The following is a 17,168-nucleotide window of genomic DNA, read 5'->3' as shown; positions in this document are numbered from 1 at the left end:
CCGCCGCATACGGGCACGATCGATCAGCTACAGGCGGGCAATTCCCCGGTTGTCCGGCGACCAAACATGGATTCCACTGGAAATCAGTGTCGACGGCCGGACCTGCTGGATATCCGAGCTCGAATGCCGGTCGTCCAGCTACTACACGGCTGCGGCACCGCGGTCGCCTACGATGGATGATCGCGCTAGTGCTGGCGCACGGTCGGCGCATCCGCCAGCACTAGCGGTGGTTCAGCAGTTACGTGAACAGGCCGAACGATCCGATCCGACCCAGGCCACCTCGACCGGCCGATGACTCAGTCGGAGATGGTCCATTGCTGCTCTTTGCTTCCATCGCACTCGAACGAACCCACGCTGGCGTCTTCGCCGGTAAGACACCACCCGTCACCTTCGTTTTTGATGGACTTACCCGAGATGGTCCATTGTCGTGTTGCGTCGACGTCCTTGCACCCGTACGCGTACACGCCGCCAGATTTGGTTGCGAGACACCCTTTGTTACCAACGTTTCTGATGGACTTGTCCGAGTCCGAGATGGTCCATTGCTGCTGCTTGCTGCCATTGCATTTGAGTGAGAACACCTCGTTTCCGTTGCTGCGGGCGGCGAGACAGTTCCCTTCCGCGTTTTTGATGGTCTTACCGGCAGCAGCGTTGGCCGACTGCGGAAGAATGAAGCTCGAGGCTACGGCGACGGCCGCCAACAGGACGAGTTTCGTTCGGGTGCTGCCCATGATCGACTCCTCACGCAAGCGCTGACCGGGACGGTGATTCACCGCCCGATCAGCGCGCAGACAGTCCTCGGCGCGGGACCGGCCGGTCGGTTGACCGCACAACGCGTATTCGACGCTGCGGTGCGGATGGATGGGGTTCCTGATCGAACGTTCGAGTTCGAACACTCCTACTCGATCAGGCTCATCAGACGGATCGCGGCATCAGTGGGTTGCTGTCGGACGTTCAGGGGATACCCCGCGCGCGTTGTGGGGGTGAGCATGGCTACATGGTTAGACCGCGCAAGGATGCGAGCTCCTTCTTTCGTTTCGGGACACAACATTTCGCTGATCGGGTCGCTGCGGATCCGCCCGCGCCGATCTCGATTCCCGAACGGGGAGTGTGACTTCCGATGGATGTATTGGTCACGCTCGTCGCGCTGGCAATCGGTGCGATTGCCGTCTGGGGCACCATCAGTTTCTGGACCGAGGGCCCCTACGAGCAGAACCACCCGGACCCCACCCTGCGCGGATTCCGCACCGACGACGACCAGTGCGACCGATAGATTGTGCCCCTGGCCGCGCGATGGGTGGCCAGCGAATCCTGCTGACGGTGGCTGAGACGGTCTGCTAGATTCTCGTTACCGGCGGTACCGGGTTCATGGAATCCGGCAGCGGCGGGCGGTACCAAACATCGTCGTTGGGAGTTGCCGTGAGCACAGCGGGCACCGTTGCCGCGTTCGATCGTCCGACCCGTCGGGCCGGCGCGATCGAGCGATTGCTGTCGGATGCTATCGCGTTGGTCGGTGGCTTCTCGACACAATCGTCCGTATATGACGAGGTCCCCAGCTCGCTGGTCGACGCGGACTTCGTCCCGGCCGCCGAGCTGAATGTGCGGCTGTTCTTCCGGTTTTGGCTCGACGGTGCCAAACCAACCGAGGAAGATACCCGTCCGTTGGTCGAGCGGGCGGTGTCGCTGGTGCACGACGGGATGCCGTTGGACGACGTACTCGGCAACTATCGGGCGGGCGTCGATTTCCTCTGGTCTCAGCTGCCGAACACGGCCTCCGCGGCCGGGCGGGCGGCGCTGGCGGAGATCGGACGGCCGCTCTCTGAATATCTTTCACTGATGACGGCCCGCATCGCGGTGGCCTGCGTCGAGGATGCCCGGCGGCGGCCGTGGGACGAGCTGGAACGGCGGCGCGGGATCGTGGATGCGCTGCTGGCCGGGCGTGATCCGGTCGATTGGGTAGGCGATCCCGCGGTGCCGGTCGCGGAGGCGTTCGTGGTCGCGGTGATTCGCCCCGGCGACCCAGGGCCGGGCACGCTGACCGATCTGCGGCGTCGCATCCATGATCTTCCCGGTGCGTTCCTGCGCCGCGACATCACTGGCTGGACGGCCTTGATTCCGATCGATTCGGGCGACGACAGCGCGGCGGTCACCGAGAATCTGTCCACCCGATTGGCGCCTGGAATCGGCACGGGCGCATCGCCTTTGCTGTGGATCGGTGTCTCGCCCGCGATGACGCGCGCGGCCATCCCGGTCTCCTTCGCGGAGGCGCGGGTCGTCGCGGAACTCGGTCGCTGCCTTTCCCGCAGCGAGATGATCTGCCGTCGGCAGGACCTGCGTTTGGAATATGCGGTGGCGGTCGACGGGTCGGTGCGCAAAGAGCTGGCCTCGGTGCTGGAGCCGCTCGCCGATCAACCGGTGCTGGCGGAGACGCTCGGGGTGTTCTTCGCGAACGAGTGCAATCAGAATGCCGCCGCCAGACTGTTGTTCGTGCACCGCAACACCATCACCTATCGGCTGGCGCGGATCGCCGAACTCACCGGTTATGATCCGCAGCGGCCGACCGAGGCGATGACGTTGTCGGCGGCGCGGACCGCGCAGCTGTTGGAATCGAAGGCGTTCTCCGCTTGATTTCTTGCGGGATTCGGGTTCGCGGCGGCCGCGGCGGATCGAATTCTATGGATGTGCACAACTGCTCCGGACGCGAGTCTGTCGGTTTGTCGATAGCGGGACGTTCTTGCGCAGGGGTGTACTGACACCAGTTCGGTCTTCGCATGATGCCGATCACACGTGACGAGACGAGGGTGCATGTTCGGGGAGAGATTCACATGGGCGGCGGTGCCATTGACGGCGCTCTGCCTCGCGGTGTCCAGCGCCGGGATCGCGGCAGCCGATCCGTATCCGGCGTTCCCTCCTGATCAGAATCAATTGCCGCAGTTGCCCGCTGAGCCGCAGCTCTACGACATGTTGCCCATCCCGGTGCCCGCCGAGGACCCGTGGTACGCCGACCCGGAGGATTTGGCGTCGTACGCGCCGGGCCAGGTCATTCGATCGCGCACCGTGCAGACCCGGATACTCGGCATCCCGTTCCCCGTCGATACCAGGCAGTTGTTGTTCCGCAGCAACGACATTCGCGACAACCCGATCGCGACGGCGACCTCGGTGATCACGCCGGGGATTCCCTGGGCGGGCGGACCGCGGCCGGTGGTTTCCTTCCAGGAGGCGATCGACTCGACGAACTCGGCCTGCAACCCGTCCTACACGCTGCAGGTCGGCACCATGAAGGAAGCCACGCTGGTGGCGGGCTGGTTGGCGCAGGGTTTCGCGATCAACGTGCCCGATTTCGACGGCAAGTTCAATACCTTCAACACCTTCGATGAGGGCAAGATGGTGTTGGACAGCCTGCGGGCCATGAAAAATGAAGCGTCGCTGGGGCTTTCGGATTCCGGGATCGCCATGTACGGATACTCCGGTGGCGGTTCCGGGTCGATCCGGGCGGCCGAGATGCGCGAAAGTTACGCTCCCGACGTCCGATTGCTCGGCACGGCCCTCGGCGGCACGCCTGGTGACCTGCGGTTGCAGGCGGAGTACGCGACCCAGCAGCGGCCCGGTCTCACCGGAATCAGCAACTTCACCATGTGGCTCGGTTTCGCCGGGTTGACCCGTGAGTTTCCCGAGCAGTTCGATGCGGCGAAGCTGCTGACCAAGGAAGGTCAGGCGATTCTGCAGGACATGCAGAGTCGCTGTGTGTACACGGTGGCGCTGTCGGGGATGTATCGGCCGATCAGTGACTACTTCAACCCCGGCATGACGTTGCAAAACGCGCCGGGGGTGATGCAGGTGCTGCAGGAACAGAGCCTGGGCCAACACATTCCGGACAGCCCGATCTTCTGGGCGCACGGGATTTGGGACGAGCTGATTCCCGCGTCCGTGGTCTTGCCGGTGGTGAACGAGTATTGGAACCGCGGTGCGGACCTGCGGTTCTACACGATGCCGCTGCCCGAACACGTCGTCAACGCGGGCGCGGTGTGGCCACCCGCCGTGGCCTGGATCAGTGCGGTGCTGCGTGGTCTGCCGCCGGGCCCGCGCTTCAAGGCCGACTTCCAGATTCCCGGCTGACCGCTGACGAGCGATCGGCTATCGCAGGCGACCGCCGCGATAGCCGATCGCCGTGGTTAGCGGCCGAGCCGCTAGGCGGCGAGGGGTGCCGCCGCTCGAGACGTTAGCGGCGGTACCGACATAACGGACAGACCCGGGAAGATGCGCCACCGGAATTGGGGGCTGCTATTTCGTCTGTACCGATCCGGTGCCGGTACCGCAGGGAACCGGCGCCTTATGTTCCGGATCCAGTGCGTTGAGCACCAATTGGATGGTGACGGGGTCGGAGGTTATCGCCATGTGTTCGGAGAAGTCGCCCGGGCAGACGTCTTGCAGGGTGATGTTGTCGACGTCGGGGCCGTTGAGGAAACCGGTGGAGTACGGCGTCGCGAACTCGTCGTACTTGGATGCGATGACGGTGTAGCTGACGCCGGGTTGTGTTTCGCCACCGCTATTCAGTTGGGTGATGAATTCGGACGTCGGCAACTGTTCGGTGCACGACGGGCACACCAGGTTGGTCGCCGGTGGCACGAGGGTGATCGGCAGGCCGACCAAACCCCAAGTGGTGCCGTGATTATCGGGGGCGAGGCCGATAAGAGTGTGCACCTTCGCTGCGCCGCCAAGGTTTTTCAGGTAGTACCGCGGCAGCATGCCGCCCTGGGAATGGCCGACGATATCGACTTGCTGCGCACCGGTAGTCGTGAGTACGCGGTCGATGAAATCCGAGATCTCTTGCGCGGACTCGCGCATCGGCCCGAGGCCCGACACTGTGCCACCTAGGCCGAGGCCGAAGTCGGGCGCGTACACGCAGTAGCCCGCCGCCGCGAGTCTCGGCGACATCGCGAACCAGTTGTCCAGGCGGTTCTCGAAGGTGCCGTGCGCCAAGACAATTGGCCGCGGATGGGCGGCGCTCGGCCGGCAGGACCAGTCGTTCGCGCCCGGCGGCGGTGGTACGACGTCGACGTCCGACGATCCCTGGACCGGCGCGGGCGCATCGGCGAAGGCGGTGGCCGACAGGCAGGTGAGCGCGAGCACGCTCAGACCGGCCGCACATAATCTGAAACCACGCACAAAAGCTCCTCATATCCGTTCGACGAGATACAGCGGCCACGTTGTGAATATGACAGGCAACGTGGCATTTCGGCGTCAATATTCTGTTCGGAATAAGGCCTTGGGTAATTACGCGGGCCGAGCCTATCGCACCGCGCATTCACCGGCATCTGGTCCGCCGGGATCTGCTTCACATCCAACTTCAGATCGGATCGCCGCACAGTTTCTCGGCTGCGGGATTGGGCACTGTCACAGGGGGACGCCGCCGCGGGCGCGGGAATAACGTCGCCGATCGGAGTGTTCGACATCACATGCCGAGACCCTTCACTGAGTCCGAACGTCAGGAATTCCTCGCAGGCAAGCACATTGCCGTGTTGTCGGTCGCAGCCAACGACGGCCGCCCGCCCGCCAGCGTCCCCATCTGGTACGACTACACCCCCGACGGCAACATCAGAGTCAACACCGGCGCCGAGCGCCGCAAGGCCAGGCTCATCCGCGAGGCCGGCGTGGTCACCCTCACCGTCCAGCGCGAAGAACTGCCCTATCAGTACGTCATCGTCGAGGGCACCGTCATCGATGCCGCGACCCCCTCCCCGGAGGAAACACGAGTGGCAATAGCCACCCGCTACCTCGGCCCCGAAGAAGGCGCCGCCTTCGCCGCCCGCATGGACGGCGCGCAATCCGTCCTCTTCACCATCCGCCCCGACCGCTGGATCACCCAGGACTACTCGACCGACTGAAAGTCCCTGGGCCCCAACGGGAAACCTGCCGCAGGCCGAAACTGTTTCGAGAAGCGCCGCTGATCCCCGCCACCGGCGGCGCTTCTCAGCGGCAACCTTGACACCCCTAGCGGACAGAATCGTTCCGCTATCTCCGGCGGGTTCACATGCTGATTCGAGGGGAAATTACAGGTTCGACAGGGTGATCTCTCGTGCGATGTCGTTCCAGGGGATGTCGTACATCTGGGTGACGGCGTCGGGGTGGATCAGTCCTGCGGGGTGTGGTTGCTGGAACCAGGCCACCATCAGGTCGCTGTAGAGCCAGTCGTCCGCACTGGTGAGTGTGCTCGGGCCTCGGAAATAGCCGATGCATTGCACTGGGGGGAGCAGCTCTCGTCCGTTGTCCATCGTCCGGATCGGCGGGACGAGATACAAGTGCTCGCCCCAGTTCTTTTGTGACCGAGCCAGGTTCGCGACCAGGTAGTCGTTGACGCGTCGACCCGGTCCGCCTTCCAATGAGCCCTCATATGTCATGCTCAGCTCGAGTGATGTCAGCGCGAGCGTGCCGACCGCCACCTGTATCGAACAAAGCTCGAACGGAATCTTCACGTCTTCCCCCATCGAGTTACCGGCCAGGTGTGACCAACCGGCGAGTATGCCAAATGCACTGTACCGCTACCGGTTAGGAGGTCGGAGTGCCCAGGTCGGCGACTACTTTGCCAGGGCATGGGAAGCCGCCTCAGCCGCCGTGCAACCAACGCTCCTTCAACAGGAAATGGTTGTCCCACCATGCGCGGACGGCTGCGGGATCTGATCCGGCCGGGGGTGGCGGGGGCTCGCCGGGGAACAGCCAGTCGCTGTTCGGGGCGCCGACGGTGGTGGGAGCCGCAGCGGCACTAGGTTCGGGGGCATTCGAGGAACTCGGGGGCGGTGGCTCGACCGAGTCAGAAGTTGTGTGGGCTGGTCTCGGCGCCAGGGGAGCGGCAACCCTGGTGGGCGGCACCAATCGAGGTTCGCCGGGTTCACGGGCGATGGATGGTTGGATCGGCGGGAGCATGGCCGAGGTAGCTGGTTGCGGCGGGGCCGGCTCGGCCGAAGAACCGAGGACGTCGATGACCGGCGAGTGCTCGGCGTGCAACTGCGCGATGGTGAACGACGAGGCGCCGAGCAGGGTGGCGAGGGCAGCGGCGGAGAGTAATAGTCGAATGGGTGGCCTGCGGTCGCGCGGGATGGCGGCGGGCGGGTTCCGGATCTGTTCGGCGGCGACCAAAGCGGCGCCGCGAGCCGCGGCGTTGGCGAAGTCCGGTAGCCGGAGGACCGGTGCTGTCAGTGCGAGTTGCAGGACGGTGGCTATCTCGGGTTCGGCTGCCGCCGCTCCGCACAGCACTACTGCGTCGGGTCGGGCCGAGATCGCGTCCAGCATCGGCCACATTCGGCTGATCGCCTTGCTGGTCGAGTCGGCGTCGGAGAGACCGACCGGCCACGAGTCGGCGGCCATGATGCGCGCGCGATCGGGTCCGATGACTGCGCAGCAGGTGTGGTCGCTCAATGCCTCCACCACCAGCACGGTGCCGAACTCGTCGAGGCCCGGCATGTCCTGTATCACCGCGAGCAGCGCCGACCGGGCCGAAACAAGCGACGCCGAGCGCCATTTCAGTGACGAAAGGTGCGATACCAGAGCACGCCGCTCGGCCACTGTGCGATAGGTGACGGCCACATCGTCGACCTGCAGGTCGGACTCGGTAGTGAGGCGGTCGAGGACGGCAACGACGACGGCGGTCGCTGGATCCTCGTCGACCTGCTGGTGAACTTCGCGCACCACTCCCGGTCGCGTGCCCGGTTCGGGACCGTCGGTGAGCAGCACCCCCCGGACCACGGTTCGCTCAGTTGATATTCCGACTGTTGCCATCACCATCACACCTCGAACTCGACAATGCTCTCCTCGGAGGTTCGTCACGGGTACGCCGAGCGATTGGTTGGATCGGCGACCAATGTGGCGGTGGGTGTGGCCTGGCGAACGGGATCGGATTCGGCGCCGGTGCGCCAGACGAGGGCGCGGCGCAGCTGTAATTCCCACTGGGGGTGCCGATGTGGCGTTCCGTGCTGCTCGGAATAAACCTTAGCGCTGAGCTACTTGACGCTTATGTTCTTAGATGAGGAGTGATTGACATGGTGACTGTTGCCGACCCTGCGGCCGTTGATTCCGCAGCCGAAAAGGTGCCGCTCCGAAGATGGTTCGCGGTCGCCGCGGTGGCGCTCGGCACCTTCTCGGTGGTGACCTCCGAGCAACTGCCCGTTGGGCTGCTCACCTCGGTCAGCGGCGCGCTCGGCGTCTCGCCGGGGACGGCGGGCTTGATGGTGACGGTGCCCGGCCTGGTCGCCTCGGCGACGGCACCGATCTTGCCGGTGGCGATCGGGCGGTTGGATCGCCGCGTCGTGCTGCTCGGGTTGATCACGTTGATGGTGGCGGCGAATGTGCTTGCCGCTTTCGCACCGAACTTCGGTCTGCTGCTTGCCGCGCGTTTTCTGGTCGGTATCGCCATCGGCGGGTTCTGGGCGCTCGCCGCGGGGATCGCGGTGCGTATGGTGCCCGCGAAGTATGTTCCGCGGGCCACCGCGATTGCGTTCGGCGGCGCCACCGCGGCCAACGTGCTCGGCATCCCGGCCGGGACGCTGATCGGCGAGTTGACCGACTGGCGGATCGCCTTCGGGCTGCTCGGCGGGTTGGGCCTGCTGGTGGTCGTGGCACTGCTGTTGCTGCTGCCGCGGATGCCCGCGACCGAGCCGGTGCGACTACGCACCCTCGGCGAGCAGTTCCGCAACCCGGTGGTCCGGGCCGGAGTGCTGGTGACGTTCCTGATGGTGAGCGGCCACTTCGCCGCGTTCACCTTCGTCAGCCCGATCCTGCAGTCCGTCTCGGGTATCGACAAGGCGATGGTTGGCCCGGCATTGCTGGCCTTCGGCGTCGCGGGCATCGCGGGCAACTTCATCACCGGGGTGGCGGCGGGCCGCAACATCCGCACGACGCTGATCACCATCAGCACGGTGCTCGCCGCTGTGCTCGCGCTCGTCGCGCTCGTCGGCGGCACCCCGATCACCGGCCTGGCGTTGCTGATCGTCTGGGGTCTGGCCTTCGGCGGCATCCCGGTGGGCGTGCAGACCTGGATCCTGCAGGCCGCGCCGGGCTCCACCGAGGCGGCCACCGCGCTGAACACCGCGATGTTCAACCTGGCCATCGCGCTGGGTGCGCTGTTCGGCGGCATCATCGCCGACAACGTGGTGCTCTCGGTGGTGCTCTGGTTCGGTGCGGGACTCAGTGTCCTTGCGTCCCTGGTCGTCTCGACCACCTGGACCGCGCGCTGACGCAGGGTGCCCTGCCCGTTCGAGGGGTCGGGCAGGGCACCTCACGGCGTCCGAATCGGTTGCTCGGCAGTCTGTTCGGTGCGCGCCAGCACCGACCAATCCCCGGCGTACAGCGCGCCTCGCGCGGTGACCGGCACCGGCAGCCGACTACTCATCGCCTGCTGTGCCGCCGCCAGGTCGCCGGGATGGTGGCCGAGCACGGTGGCGCCGGCAACGCGCCCGTGCGACAGGATCAGCCGACGATAGGAGTCGGGGCGATCGATGACGATCACCTCGTCGCCCCACTCCGGCTCCACCTTTCCGGTCGAGAACAGCTCCAGTCCAACACCTTTCAGAATCATGCCGGGTACCGCACCGGCGAGCGGCCGGTCGCCGCCGAGTGCGTTCACCGCCGCGATCTGCGCCTGCTCGGCCGCGACCGGCCACAGCCCGAAGACCTGTCCGTCGAGTTCGGCGATGTCGCCGGCGGCGTAGACGTCGGGGACGCGCGTGCGCATCCGATCGTCCACCAGGACACCGCGTTCGACGGGCACACCCGCGCTACGGGCCAGATCGATATTCGGCCGGATGCCGGTGGCGGTCAGGAAGAGGTCGCAGTCGATCTCGCGGCCGTCCCGCAGCACCACCCGGCGCACCGCGGGATCGCCCAGGACGCTGACGGTTTCGGCATGCCGCAGCACCTGGATGCCGGTCCTGGTGAAATGGTCGAGCACCAATTGCGAGCAGCGAGCATCGATCTGCTTGGCCAGGAGCCGGTCGCCGCGATCGAGCACGGTGACCTGCAGGCCGAGCAGGTGCAGCGCGTGCGCGGCCTCCAGGCCGAGCAGCCCGCCACCGGCGACGACCGCGGTGGCACAGCGGAATTGCTGGGCGTAGGAGCGGATCCAGATCGCGTCACCGGCTTCGCGGAGTACGAAACAGCCTGGCCGCGAGAGTCCTTCGATGGGTGGCAGTGCGCTGCTAGCGCCCATGGCCAGGATCAAGCGGTCGTAGGGGAGCGCCTCGCCGGTGCCGAGGAAGACCCGGCGGCCCGCGAGATCGATACTGGTGGCAAGGGTGTTCAGCCAGGTGGTGATCTGATGATCGTCGTACCACTGCTCGGGTAGTAGGTGCAGGCCCTGCATCGCCGAGCGCCCGTACACCAGCCGTGAGATGCCCATCCGGTTGTACAGCGGGTGGGATTCCCGTCCGACGAGGTGGATTTCGCAGTCGGGGTGGTTGCGCCGCAGGAAGTCGGCGGCGGTCACGCCCGCGATGCCGTTGCCGATCACCGCGACGCTGACGATGGACCGATCGAAGCGCGTCGGTCGCAGTCTGTTCGTACTGCCGGGTTCCGGCGTCAACGACACCTCGACGTTGCCGGTGCTGATCCGGGCACAGCAGGCCATCCGGGTGTTATCGGCGAAGCCGAGGCGCCGCAAGGTGTTCCGCTCGTCCTGGCCCGGCGGTGACAGGCAGGACATGCCGTCGAGCACCGCGACCGGATCCGCGCCGCAGACACCCATCCGGCAGCCTGCTTCGATCGGCTGCTTGCCTCGTTCGGCGACGTCGAGCAGACTCATCCCGCTGTCGGCGTCCACCTGAACGCCATCGAAGGTGACCGAAGCCGCTGGCGCGCTGGATGTTTCCGCCGGGTCTCGCGGCCGCACCTTCGGCAGCGACAGCAAGACCGGTTCGGTGCGCGTGCCGGTGCTGACCGCGAATTGCAGTTCGACGACCCGGGTCCTGGCTATCCACACGATCGTGGCGAACAGAATCGCCAGGCTGATCGGCCAGTGCAACCACGGTGCGCTGATCCCGGTAACCGTCGCGAACGACCGGGCCAGCGTCACGCCGGAGAACCAGTAGAAGATGTTGAGCGCCAGCGCCGAATAACCGACGCTGATCGTCGCGACGCTGAGCGGGGTCATCGCCTCCAGGGCGAAGAACAGGCCGACCGCGACGATCATGAACAGCCCGAGCACCGAATATCGCTGCACCAGGCTGGTTTCGGTCTTCCCGGCCAGGGTGAAGAAGCCGAGGATGAAGCCGGGCAGCGCGGCCGCGAACAGCTTGCGCGGCGCGCTCCAGGCCAGCTCCGGATCGTTGAGATCCGACTGGTAGGCGGCCCGCGGTTTCAGGTCGAAGCAATTCTTGGCGCAGCCGACGCACGGCTCGCAATGACTGTTGGGCACCGTGACGAACGGTGTCTGCCCGTAGGCGCGTTGCAGCGGGAACAACGGGCAGATGCTGCTGCACCAGCCGCTCTTGCCTTTGAACAGCACGCCGCCGGTGAAAGCGGCGGCGGCGACCAGTAATAACACGACGCCGGCGGCCGCGCCGTTGCGATCCAATCCCGCCAGCCTGGCGCCCGCGATGCCGAAGAACAGCGTGGTTGCCCCGAGATAACCTCGGGCATATAGCCAATCGGGCGGATTCTTGCCGCGGGTAAAGCGCAGTACCCGGGGGATCTGGTTCGTCGCGGCCAGCGGGCAGCTGTTCCGCCACAGCCCTGGCGCGATCAGAAATAGTCCCGGTAATAGCGGAACCACCACACCGAAGAAGACGAACAACCCGCCCGCGGGCCGGACGAACATCGCGACGATCATTTCGAAGTAGACCGCCATGCTGGCGATTCGCACGAGGTGCCACATTTTCGGTGGCATCCGGGTGGGTAGTTCGGTGGAGGCGGGGAACAGATTTCGTTTCCCGGTCGGATCGATGCCCAGCATCCGATTGGCCAGGGTGAGTAACTGCGACGGTGGTGGATCGGCCGGAGGTGCGGGGGCGGGTGGCGCGGTCGGCACCTCTTCGTCGATCCGGGCGAGCGGTTCGGTGACCGGCTCGTACAGCACGATGATTTCGGTATCGCCGAGTTGCACCGTATCGCCGGTGGTCAGCGCGGCGCGCCCGGTGAGCGGGACCCCATTGACCGTGGTGCCGTTGCGGCTACCCAGGTCGACCACCGACAGCGCCGTCGGGCTCGGCACCAGCCGTAGGTGTCGCGGCGAAATGGTGGCGTCGCGCAGTTGCTCGTTGTCGCCGTTGCGGCCGAAGGTCACCGGGCCGCTCAGCATGAGCCGCCGGGCGGCCTGCCCCGGTTCCCTGATCTCGATCAGCGGCGGACCGCTCAGCATGCCGGTACGGCCGCCGAATCTTCGGAACCCATTGTGCCAGTTGGCCGTTCGATCGGGTGGTGCGCTCATGCGGCACCGCCACTCGGCAGCGCCCGGTATCCGCTGCCCTGATCCCCAACCAACCGGCACCACGCATCGGCGCGTGTTTGTACCTCTATGCACATCCGGTGTGACCTCGATCGTCAGGTAAGTCAGGCGTCAGCGCGTACGCATGCGAACAGCGCTCACTACCTGTTATCCAATGGTGATGAACTAGCGACCGATCCGCGATGGGACTTGTGTATAAGAGTACGTGAATTCATATGTCAATGCTGTGAATTCGCCGCCGGTTCAAGTGGCCGTGGCTTGCGCCTCGTGGCGAGCATTCCCAGGCCGTCCGGTTCGGTTTGCGCGGGTGACCCGTTCGCGCTTCTGATCATCGATGCAGCCGGCTACCTGGACCAGGGCCGATGCCCCGCTGGGTTCGGCTGCGCGCCAGTGCTTCTCGACCTCGATCAGCGTCTGGTCCGCGTCGTAAGTCTGTCAAGGGGGATCACCATTTGCCAGCGCGTTGTCATGGCGTGTCCGGTGGCGTGCGGGAGTCATGTCCGATTTCAGTTACCGCGCCTTCATCTCGTAAAGCAGAGAGCGCGATTACTAATCCATTGGCAACGTCGAAAGAAGTCCGGCGATGGTACTTCGACTTCATTCGTTGAAGTTCGCCGCAGGCGCTACCTGAAAACGACCTGCTGAGCGGCTATTCGAGAGATACGCCGCGTCGACCCGACGAAGTGCCGGTTCGGTGCGGGCGTACCGCTCTTTACCGGCGCGGCGTGGTTACAGTGACGTGGCGGCAAACCACGGCACGATGGGTGCGGGCCGCGCAGCGAGGAGGCGTCATGGACACAGGGGTCGACGTGACACCGGTGCATTCCGCAACGGGTGCGGATCGACCGGTGCGGACCGCCGTCGTGGTCGGGGCGCTCGGTGTGGTGTTCGGTGATATCGGCACCAGCCCGATCTACACGATCCAGACGGTGTTCAACCCCGGCGATCCGCATCCGGTGCCGATCGGCACGGACAACGTGTACGGCGTTGTGTCACTGATCTTCTGGTCGGTGATGATCATCGTCACCTTCACCTACATCTCGCTCGTGATGCGGGTGAACAACGACGGCGAGGGCGGCATCATGGCGCTCATCACGCTGCTGCGGCGGCTGGGTGGCGGGCGCGGTGGCCGGGCCGCCACCTTGTTGGCCGGGGTCGGGATCTTCGGTGCCGCCCTGTTTTTCGGCGACAGCATGATCACTCCGGCGATTTCGGTGTTGTCCGCGGTAGAGGGCCTGAAGATCGTTCAGCCGGGGTTGGCAGACCTGATCGTGCCGATCACGGCGGTGATCATCATCGTGCTGTTCATGGTGCAGCGGCGCGGCACGGCGGCGGTCGGCCGGCTGTTCGGGCCGGTGATGATCCTCTGGTTCGGGACGATCGGCGTGCTCGGTATTTCCGGCATCGCGCGGCATCCGGAAATTCTGAAGGCGCTGTCGCCGACCTATGCGGTGAGTTTCATGTTCGGGCACTTCAGTATTGCCTTCTTCGCGCTGGCCGCGATCGTGCTCGCCATCACCGGCGCGGAGGCGCTGTATGCCGACATGGGGCACTTCGGCAGGAAAGCCATTACCCGCGGCTGGCTCGGGCTGGTGTTGCCTGCGTGTGTGCTGAGCTATCTCGGACAGGGCGCGCTGATTCTGGGCGATGAAAGCAACGTCGGCAGTCCGTTCTTTCTGCTCGCGCCCGGCTGGGCGCGGTTGCCGCTGGTGTTGCTGGCGACCGCCGCCACGGTGATCGCCTCGCAGGCCGTGATCACCGGCGCTTACTCGGTGGCCTCGCAGGCCGCGCAGCTCGGATATCTGCCGCGACTGCGGATCGCGCACACCTCGGAATCGACCATCGGGCAGATCTACGTGCCGTGGATCAATTGGGTGCTGATGTTCTCGGTGCTGACGCTGGTGTTCTCCTTCCGCAGTTCCGCGGCGCTGGCCTACGCATTCGGTATGGCGGTGACCGCGACGATCTCCATCACGACGCTGGTGTTCTTCTATCTCGCCCGGATCAAGTGGAATACGCCGCTGTGGCTGGTGCTGCTCGGCGCGATCCCGTTGCTCGCGGTCGATGCGATGTTCCTGGCGGCGAACATGACCAAGCTCGTGCACGGCGCCTGGCTGCCGCTGCTGATCGGGCTCACGGCGTTCACGGTGATGAGCACCTGGGCCCGTGGTCGCGACGTCGTCACCCGCGCAAGGGAAGAGAAGGAGGGCCCGCTGCGCGAGTTCGTCGACGAATTGCAGGACCGCAAGCCGCCTTTGGTGCGGGTCCCTGGCACGGCAGTGTTCCTCAACCGCGGCAAAGCGACCGCGCCGCTGGCGATGCGGGCCAACGTCGAGCACAACCACGTGCTGCACGAGCACGTGGTGATCCTGGCGATCGACACGGTGCCGGTGCCGCGGGTACCCGACGGGGAGCGCACCGAGATCGACGCGCTCGGCTACCGCGATGACGGAATCATCCATGTGACAGCGCATTACGGCTACATGGAGACGCCGAACATCCCGGACATCCTGCGCCTGCTCGACCCGGCGCAGACCGAAGGGCGGATCTCGGTCGACGACGCGTCCTACTTCCTGTCGAAGATCGAGTTGAAGCGCGGACCCGAGCCGACGATGGCGGCGTGGCGCAAGCGGCTGTTCATCGCCACGTCCTACATCACCGCCGACGCCGCCGAGTACTTCGGGTTGCCGGGGGAGCGGACCGTGATCATGGGTGAGCGGGTCGAGGTGTAACACGCAAATCTGTTGTCGGTCAGCGTGATACCGAGTACGGACCGGTCGGGACTGGTCCGTACCTCGGCTGCCGCACCTTCGCTGTAGGTCGTTTGGCGGACACCGAGTTCCCGCGAGCATCAATAAGCTGTTGTCACGCAGAGGCTTTCGTGATGCGCGAGACTGGTGATTCGGAAATTGACGTGTTCGACGGACTGACGAATCGCCTTGACCCCACGCTGCTCGGTCGGGTCGAGTACCTGAAACAACGCGTTACCGACGCCGAGGAGTCGGGCTCGCCCGATGAGATGCGCGCGGCCCTGGCCGAATTGAACCTCTTCATCCTGGAATTCGTGCCGACGATGGGCACCGATCTCGAGAAGTCACTGATCGGCACCCAGGTGCTGCGCTGGGCGATCATCCTGGAATCGCAGCTGCCGGAGTGCAATTGGTTCCGGGTGGCGCTGACCGCGACGATGCACGCCGGCGCCTACGCGCACGCGGTGGCCCAGTTCTGGCAAAACGACGAAACCCAGATGCCGCTGCGCGCGGCCAATCAGCTCGCCTTCGAGCTCGGCGCCTACGCGAATCACCGCTGCTCGATGCCCGCGTTCGCGCCGATGCTGCTGGAGAACGTCTCGGGCAGCCTGTATCTGGCGACGCAGGCGATGACCGCCATTCGCGCGTTCGACCCCGACCCGCAGCAGCTGACCGAACTCTCGCAGGAGAACCAGCAATGGGGCACTCCCCTCCGGTCGGAGCAATTCTGGGATCACGGGGACAGCGACACCCGAATGATCAACCGGCAGTTGGAGGAGTTCCGGGCCCGCCAGGTGAAACAGGTGGACGCGGCACCTCTGCACCGCATCACGCTGGAAGCCGATGCCCGGCACTGTGTTACCGAGCTCGCGGCGATGCGCTCGGGTCGTGACATCGTCTATGTCGTCGCAACTCCGCTCGGCGGCGCGGCATTTCGCAGCTACGGTGACAGCGCGCGCGTCGGCCGAACGGTCAGCCTCGACCTTCCTCGCTTCACGAGCGAGCGGGTGCACGCGTGGCAGAGCCGCATCGGAGTCCTCTACCGGCGGCGGGAGATCGACGGCCCGGGTGCCGCGATACTGCACAACGAACTCACCGAAATCCTGACCGAACTCGGCGAGGCGAGCCTGGCGGTCATCCGAGCGCACTGGCCCGACCTGACAGCTTTCGCGCTCGCCCCGGTCGGCGCGGCGGCCACGCTGCCGCTCGGCGGCGCACTGGTGGACGAGCGGCCCGCCCAACTGCAGTTCGACATGACCGTCATACCCAACGCGAGCATCTTCCTTTCTGCCACTTTGCCTCCCAGGCCGACGTCCCACGCCGCAGTGGTCGCGGCAGACCCGTCGACCGGCGATGACTTCCTGCCCGGAGTCGGGCCGGAAGGTGACGCGGTAGCCGCGATACACGGGACACAAGCGGTGAACCCGCGGCCGCACCGCGCTATCCCGCACACGCACGACGCACCAGCTCGCATCCGGACGATGACACCGAGCAGACAACGCGAAATCGCCGACGCCCAAGCCCTTTACCCGGGCGCACCACACCCGGACGGCGGCATCCTCGACACCATCGAACAGGCCGCCGTCGTGCACTTCGCCTGCCATGGCGTGCTGGTGCAGGAGCCGGTGTTCAACTCGGTCCTGCTCCTCGGCGAGAACCCGATCTCGCTCAGTGAGTTTCTCGTCCGGCCGGTGGCACCGGGCGGGGTGATCGTCCTGTCCGCCTGCCACGTCGGGGGAGTGGTGACGAGCCTGCCGAACGAACTACTGGGCTTCCCGGCGGTGTTCCTGTCGGCCGGTGCGCGCACCGTAATCGCTTCCGCGCTACCGGTTATCGATTCCCGTGCGACGATCGCGCTCCTGGAAGATCTCCACCGCGCACTACAGGCGGGCGACGAAGGCCGCGTCGCACTCAGAGCGGCGATCGCGGCCTCGCATGAACGCGGCGATCGAAGCTTCACCTGGGCCGGATTCACCGCATACGGTGCGTGA

The 17,168-nt window shown here is 65.6% G+C and carries 12 protein-coding genes; 7 read left to right on the top strand and 5 right to left on the bottom strand.

Features of this window, described 5'->3' with window-relative positions; genetic code table 11:
* Nucleotides 1-296: 296 nt before the first annotated feature.
* Entirely contained in the window at nucleotides 297-893 is a 597-nt protein-coding gene (locus ACIBK2_RS04415) for an RICIN domain-containing protein (RefSeq protein ID WP_396963540.1), read from the bottom strand.
* A gap of 224 nt (nucleotides 894-1,117) precedes the next feature.
* Here ACIBK2_RS04415 and ACIBK2_RS04410 point away from each other — a divergent pair, with 224 nt between their 5' ends.
* From ACIBK2_RS04410 to ACIBK2_RS04400, 3 genes are all read left to right on the top strand, one after another.
* Nucleotides 1,118-1,270 carry a hypothetical protein gene (locus ACIBK2_RS04410; protein ID WP_396963538.1) on the top strand — a complete coding sequence of 51 codons (153 nt, stop codon included), beginning with the start codon at nucleotides 1,118-1,120 and terminating at the stop codon, nucleotides 1,268-1,270.
* A gap of 146 nt (nucleotides 1,271-1,416) precedes the next feature.
* On the top strand, nucleotides 1,417-2,625 hold the full coding sequence (locus tag ACIBK2_RS04405) for a PucR family transcriptional regulator (RefSeq protein ID WP_396963536.1): 1,209 nt from the start codon (nucleotides 1,417-1,419) through the stop codon (nucleotides 2,623-2,625).
* Between the two features lie 177 nt (nucleotides 2,626-2,802).
* Nucleotides 2,803-4,113, top strand: coding sequence for a lipase family protein (locus ACIBK2_RS04400; protein WP_396963534.1), 1,311 nt, complete (start codon nucleotides 2,803-2,805; stop codon nucleotides 4,111-4,113).
* A 165-nt stretch (nucleotides 4,114-4,278) separates the two neighbouring features.
* On the opposite strand, the gene ACIBK2_RS04395 is transcribed toward ACIBK2_RS04400, so the two are convergent.
* Nucleotides 4,279-5,163, bottom strand: a complete 885-nt coding sequence (locus ACIBK2_RS04395; protein WP_396963532.1) for an esterase/lipase family protein — start codon at nucleotides 5,161-5,163, stop codon at nucleotides 4,279-4,281.
* Between the two features lie 290 nt (nucleotides 5,164-5,453).
* On the opposite strand from ACIBK2_RS04395, the gene ACIBK2_RS04390 reads away from it, so the two are divergent.
* Complete coding sequence (locus tag ACIBK2_RS04390; RefSeq protein WP_396963530.1) at nucleotides 5,454-5,882, top strand: pyridoxamine 5'-phosphate oxidase family protein; 429 nt, start codon at nucleotides 5,454-5,456, stop codon at nucleotides 5,880-5,882.
* A 165-nt stretch (nucleotides 5,883-6,047) separates the two neighbouring features.
* Here ACIBK2_RS04390 and ACIBK2_RS04385 read toward each other — a convergent pair whose 3' ends face one another.
* Nucleotides 6,048-6,470, bottom strand: coding sequence for a hypothetical protein (locus ACIBK2_RS04385; protein WP_396963528.1), 423 nt, complete (start codon nucleotides 6,468-6,470; stop codon nucleotides 6,048-6,050).
* A 130-nt stretch (nucleotides 6,471-6,600) separates the two neighbouring features.
* Complete coding sequence (locus ACIBK2_RS04380; RefSeq protein WP_396963526.1) at nucleotides 6,601-7,770, bottom strand: hypothetical protein; 1,170 nt, start codon at nucleotides 7,768-7,770, stop codon at nucleotides 6,601-6,603.
* Between the two features lie 260 nt (nucleotides 7,771-8,030).
* Here ACIBK2_RS04380 and ACIBK2_RS04375 point away from each other — a divergent pair, with 260 nt between their 5' ends.
* Complete coding sequence (locus ACIBK2_RS04375; RefSeq protein WP_396963523.1) at nucleotides 8,031-9,224, top strand: MFS transporter; 1,194 nt, start codon at nucleotides 8,031-8,033, stop codon at nucleotides 9,222-9,224.
* Nucleotides 9,225-9,265: 41 nt separating this feature from the next.
* On the opposite strand, the gene ACIBK2_RS04370 is transcribed toward ACIBK2_RS04375, so the two are convergent.
* Nucleotides 9,266-12,409, bottom strand: coding sequence for an FAD-dependent oxidoreductase (locus tag ACIBK2_RS04370; RefSeq protein WP_396963521.1), 3,144 nt, complete (start codon nucleotides 12,407-12,409; stop codon nucleotides 9,266-9,268).
* 809 nt (nucleotides 12,410-13,218) lie between these two features.
* On the opposite strand from ACIBK2_RS04370, the gene ACIBK2_RS04365 reads away from it, so the two are divergent.
* On the top strand, nucleotides 13,219-15,159 hold the full coding sequence (locus ACIBK2_RS04365; protein WP_396963519.1) for a potassium transporter Kup: 1,941 nt from the start codon (nucleotides 13,219-13,221) through the stop codon (nucleotides 15,157-15,159).
* Nucleotides 15,160-15,311: 152 nt separating this feature from the next.
* On the top strand, nucleotides 15,312-17,168 hold the full coding sequence (locus ACIBK2_RS04360; protein ID WP_396963517.1) for a CHAT domain-containing protein: 1,857 nt from the start codon (nucleotides 15,312-15,314) through the stop codon (nucleotides 17,166-17,168).

The organism is Nocardia sp. NPDC050175 (assembly GCF_044459885.1).
Lineage (GTDB): Bacteria > Actinomycetota > Actinomycetes > Mycobacteriales > Mycobacteriaceae > Nocardia.
This window is presented reverse-complemented; position numbering and strand designations above follow the sequence as displayed.

What these genes read in the sequence shown, in the direction of transcription:
- ACIBK2_RS04365 (WP_396963519.1), top strand. Translation starts at nt 13,219, where the DNA reads ATGGACACAGGGGTCGACGTGACACCGGTGCATTCCGCAACGGGTGCG.
- ACIBK2_RS04400 (WP_396963534.1), top strand. Translation starts at nt 2,803, where the DNA reads ATGTTCGGGGAGAGATTCACATGGGCGGCGGTGCCATTGACGGCGCTC.
- ACIBK2_RS04360 (WP_396963517.1), top strand. Translation starts at nt 15,312, where the DNA reads ATGCGCGAGACTGGTGATTCGGAAATTGACGTGTTCGACGGACTGACG.
- ACIBK2_RS04370 (WP_396963521.1), bottom strand. Translation starts at nt 12,409, where the DNA reads ATGAGCGCACCACCCGATCGAACGGCCAACTGGCACAATGGGTTCCGA.
- ACIBK2_RS04375 (WP_396963523.1), top strand. Translation starts at nt 8,031, where the DNA reads ATGGTGACTGTTGCCGACCCTGCGGCCGTTGATTCCGCAGCCGAAAAG.
- ACIBK2_RS04410 (WP_396963538.1), top strand. Translation starts at nt 1,118, where the DNA reads ATGGATGTATTGGTCACGCTCGTCGCGCTGGCAATCGGTGCGATTGCC.
- ACIBK2_RS04380 (WP_396963526.1), bottom strand. Translation starts at nt 7,770, where the DNA reads ATGGCAACAGTCGGAATATCAACTGAGCGAACCGTGGTCCGGGGGGTG.
- ACIBK2_RS04390 (WP_396963530.1), top strand. Translation starts at nt 5,454, where the DNA reads ATGCCGAGACCCTTCACTGAGTCCGAACGTCAGGAATTCCTCGCAGGC.